This is a genomic window from Caulobacter sp. (assembly GCF_049283275.1).
Lineage (GTDB): Bacteria > Pseudomonadota > Alphaproteobacteria > Caulobacterales > Caulobacteraceae > Caulobacter.
The window spans coordinates 1-3,047 of sequence record NZ_JBAPVS010000346.1; the positions used below are offsets into that span (position 1 = coordinate 1).

Consider the following 3,047-nt stretch of genomic DNA (forward strand, 5'->3'; position numbering starts at 1 on the left):
GGGACATGCCCTTGCGGCGTGTCCCCTTTCGCGCGCACGGATTTCGTTTGGGACACGCCGCAAGGGCATGTCCCCGGTCGGGAGTCCCGTGATCGCCTCTCCCACGATCCGGCTTGCCAGCCTCTCCGAACGCTGAACCTTATGCGGTCACGTTCGATCCAGTTTCACGAGTAACGCCCGATGGACACCATCGCCTCCGGACACGCCGCCGCCCTATGGGTGGGGTTGCACGTCCTGCTCCTGCTGGCCCTGTCGCTGCTGGTCGTGCGCCTGCGGCAAAAGCACAAGGTCGCGCTGGGCGACGAAGGGATTCCCGAGCTGGCCCGCGCCATCCGCGCCTTCGGCAACGCCAGCGAATACATCCCCGTCGGTCTGGCGGCGATCATCACCCTGGCCCTGGTCGGCGCCGCGCCGCTGACCATCCACGTGGTGGGGCTGGTGCTGCTGGCCGGCCGGCTGATCCACGCCGTGGGCCTGTCCAACAGCGGCGGCGCGTCGATCCCGCGCGCCCTGGGCATGATCTGCACCTGGCTGGCCTACATCTTCAGCGCGGTGGCCCTGCTATTCTACGCGATCGGCTGACGCCGGGGCGGCGGGGCGCTTGCCCCCGCCCCGCCCCCTCGTCCATAAGACCGCATGGACGAAAACCTGTTGCATGACGTGCTCGCCGCCGCTCGAACCGCCGGCGCCGACGCCGCCGAAGCCGTGTTCGCACAGCGCCAATCCCTCTCCGTCGGCGTTCGCCTGGGCGAACTGGAGGAGGTCGAGCGCGAGGAGTCCCGCGACCTCGGCCTGCGGGTGTTCATCGGCAAGCAGAGCGCCACGGTGTCGGGCTCGGACATCTCGGCGCAGGGCCGCGCCAAGCTGATCGACCGGGCCGTGGCCATGGCCCGCCTGGCCCCGGAAGATCCCTACGCCGCCCTGGCCCCGGCGCAGCGCCTGGCGCGCGGTCCGTTCCGGGACCTGGACCTCTACGACCCGACCGAACCCTCGGCCGAGACCCTGGAGGCCCAGGCCCGCGAGGCCGAGGCCGCCGCCCGCGCCGTCGAGGGGGTGACCAATTCCGACGGCGGCTCGTCGTCGTGGAGCGCCTCGACCTGGCGGCAGGTCACCACCGAGGGATTCTCGGGCCTGCATCAGGCCAGCGGCTTCGGCGTGTCGGCCTCGGCCATCGCCGGCGAGGGCGCGGGCATGGAGCGCGGCGGCGAAGGCCGCTCGACCCGCCACGCCGCCGACCTGCCGACCCCGCAAAGCATCGGGACCAAGGCCGGCCAGCAGGCCGTCGCCAAGCTGAACCCGCGCAAGCTGGACTCGACCACCGCCCCGGTGATCTTCGAAAACCGCCTGGCCATGTCGCTGCTCAGCCCCTTGATCGGCGCGATCTCGGGCCCGTCGATCGCCCGGGGAACCTCGTTCCTGAAGGACAAGCTGGGCCAAGCGATCTTCGCCAAGGGCGTCAATCTGCTGGACGACCCGTTCCGGATGCGCGGCCTGGGCTCGGCCCCGTTCGACGACGAGGGCGTGGCCTGCGAGGCCCGCGCCCTGATCGACGACGGCGTGCTGACCACCTGGCTGATGAACATCAGCTCGGCCAAGCAGCTGGGCCTGGAAAGCACCGGCCACGCCTCGCGCGGCCTGGCCGGCCCGTCGGGCGTCTCGACCCATAACCTGACCCTGCAGCCGGGCGACAAGGACCTGGCCGGCCTGATGGCCGACGCCGGGACGGGCCTGCTGGTGACCTCGATGTTCGGCCCCTCGCTGAACGGCAACACGGGCGACTGGTCGGTGGGCTGTTCGGGCTTCTGGTTCGAGAACGGCGTCTCGACCGGCCCGGTCACCGAGATCACCGTGGCCGGCAACCTGATCGACATCTACGCCCGCCTGGTCCCCGGCTCGGACCTGGAGCTGCGCGGGGCCAGCAACAGCCCGTCCCTGCTGGTGGACGCCCTGGCGATCGCCGGAAAATGACCGACCTGGACCTGATCCTCGCCGCGGCGCGCGAAGCCGGAGCCCTGGCGCTCTCGGCCCGCGAGCGCGGCCTGAAGATCTGGTCCAAGGAAGGCGGCTCGCCGGTCACCGACGCCGACCTGGCGGTCGATACGCTGCTGAGGATGGATCTCGGGGCGGCCCGCCCCGACTATGGCTGGCTGTCGGAGGAGACGGCCGACGCGCCGGCACGGCTGACCACGCCCCGCCAGTTCGTGGTCGACCCGATCGACGGCACCGTGGCCTTCATGAAGGGCAAGCCCTGGTTCGCCGTGTCGATCGCCGTGGTCGAGAACGGCCGCCCGGTGGCCGGCGTGGTCCACGCCCCGGCGCTGGACGAGACCTATGTCGCCACCCTGGGCGGCGGCGCCTATCTGAACGGCGTGGCCATCAGCCCCAGCGACACCGAGGACCTGGAGGACGCCGCCATGCTGGGCGACGCCAAGATGTTCGTGCATCCGGCCTGGGTGGACCCGTGGCCGCCGATGCGGGTGGAAAGCCGCAACTCCATCGCCTACCGCCTGTGCCTGGTGGCCGGCGGGGCCTTCGACGCCGCCGTCGCCCTGTCGCCCAAGAACGAGTGGGACCTGGCCGCCGCCGACCTGATCTGCGCCGAGGCCGGCGCCGTCCTGACCGACCATATCGGCCGCTCTTTCACCTATAACCGGGCAAATCCGCTGCTTCCGAGCGTGGTTTGCGCCAATCGGCCGCTTCACCCGTTGATCCTGGCGCGCGTCGGGCATATCGACCTGCCACAACGATAACTTCCGCGCAGGAAATTCCACGCCATGAGCGACAAGCAGCTTCTTCACCTCGTGATCGGCGGTGAACTGAAGAACGTTTCCGACATCGAATTCCGCGACCTGAGCCAGGTCGAGTTCGTGGGCGCCTACGCCAGCTACGCTGAAGCCCACAAGGCCTGGAAGGCCAAGGCCCAGGCCACGGTCGACAACGCCCATGCGCGGTACTTCATCATCCACGCGCACAAGCTGCTGGACCCCAGCCTGGATTAGGGTCCGGAAGACCCCCTCAGTCGCTCCGCGACAGCTCCCCCAGAGGGG

General features: G+C 70.1%; 4 protein-coding genes. All 4 read left to right on the forward strand.

Annotation, left to right across the window (positions count from 1 at the left end; all coding sequences use genetic code 11):
• The first annotated feature begins 180 nt into the window (after window positions 1–180).
• From WAL33_RS19655 to WAL33_RS19670, 4 genes are read left to right on the forward strand one after another with little or no spacing between them, the layout of a single operon-like run.
• Window positions 181–582, forward strand: coding sequence for an MAPEG family protein (locus tag WAL33_RS19655; RefSeq protein ID WP_422183474.1), 402 nt, complete (start codon window positions 181–183; stop codon window positions 580–582).
• A gap of 54 nt (window positions 583–636) precedes the next feature.
• Window positions 637–1,968 (forward strand): TldD/PmbA family protein, encoded by a 1,332-nt coding sequence (locus WAL33_RS19660; protein ID WP_422183476.1) that lies wholly within the window; start codon window positions 637–639, stop codon window positions 1,966–1,968.
• The gene (locus tag WAL33_RS19665) at window positions 1,965–2,750 is read left to right on the forward strand and encodes a 3'(2'),5'-bisphosphate nucleotidase CysQ (RefSeq protein ID WP_422183478.1); all 786 of its coding nucleotides are present in this window, start codon (window positions 1,965–1,967) and stop codon (window positions 2,748–2,750) included. Before WAL33_RS19660 ends, WAL33_RS19665 begins: the two co-directional genes overlap by 4 nt.
• A 24-nt stretch (window positions 2,751–2,774) precedes the next feature.
• The gene (locus WAL33_RS19670) at window positions 2,775–2,999 is read left to right on the forward strand and encodes a DUF4170 domain-containing protein (RefSeq protein ID WP_422183480.1); all 225 of its coding nucleotides are present in this window, start codon (window positions 2,775–2,777) and stop codon (window positions 2,997–2,999) included.
• Window positions 3,000–3,047 lie beyond the last annotated feature (48 nt).

What these genes read in the sequence shown, in the direction of transcription:
- WAL33_RS19665 (WP_422183478.1), top strand. Translation starts at nt 1,965, where the DNA reads ATGACCGACCTGGACCTGATCCTCGCCGCGGCGCGCGAAGCCGGAGCC.
- WAL33_RS19660 (WP_422183476.1), top strand. Translation starts at nt 637, where the DNA reads ATGGACGAAAACCTGTTGCATGACGTGCTCGCCGCCGCTCGAACCGCC.
- WAL33_RS19655 (WP_422183474.1), top strand. Translation starts at nt 181, where the DNA reads ATGGACACCATCGCCTCCGGACACGCCGCCGCCCTATGGGTGGGGTTG.
- WAL33_RS19670 (WP_422183480.1), top strand. Translation starts at nt 2,775, where the DNA reads ATGAGCGACAAGCAGCTTCTTCACCTCGTGATCGGCGGTGAACTGAAG.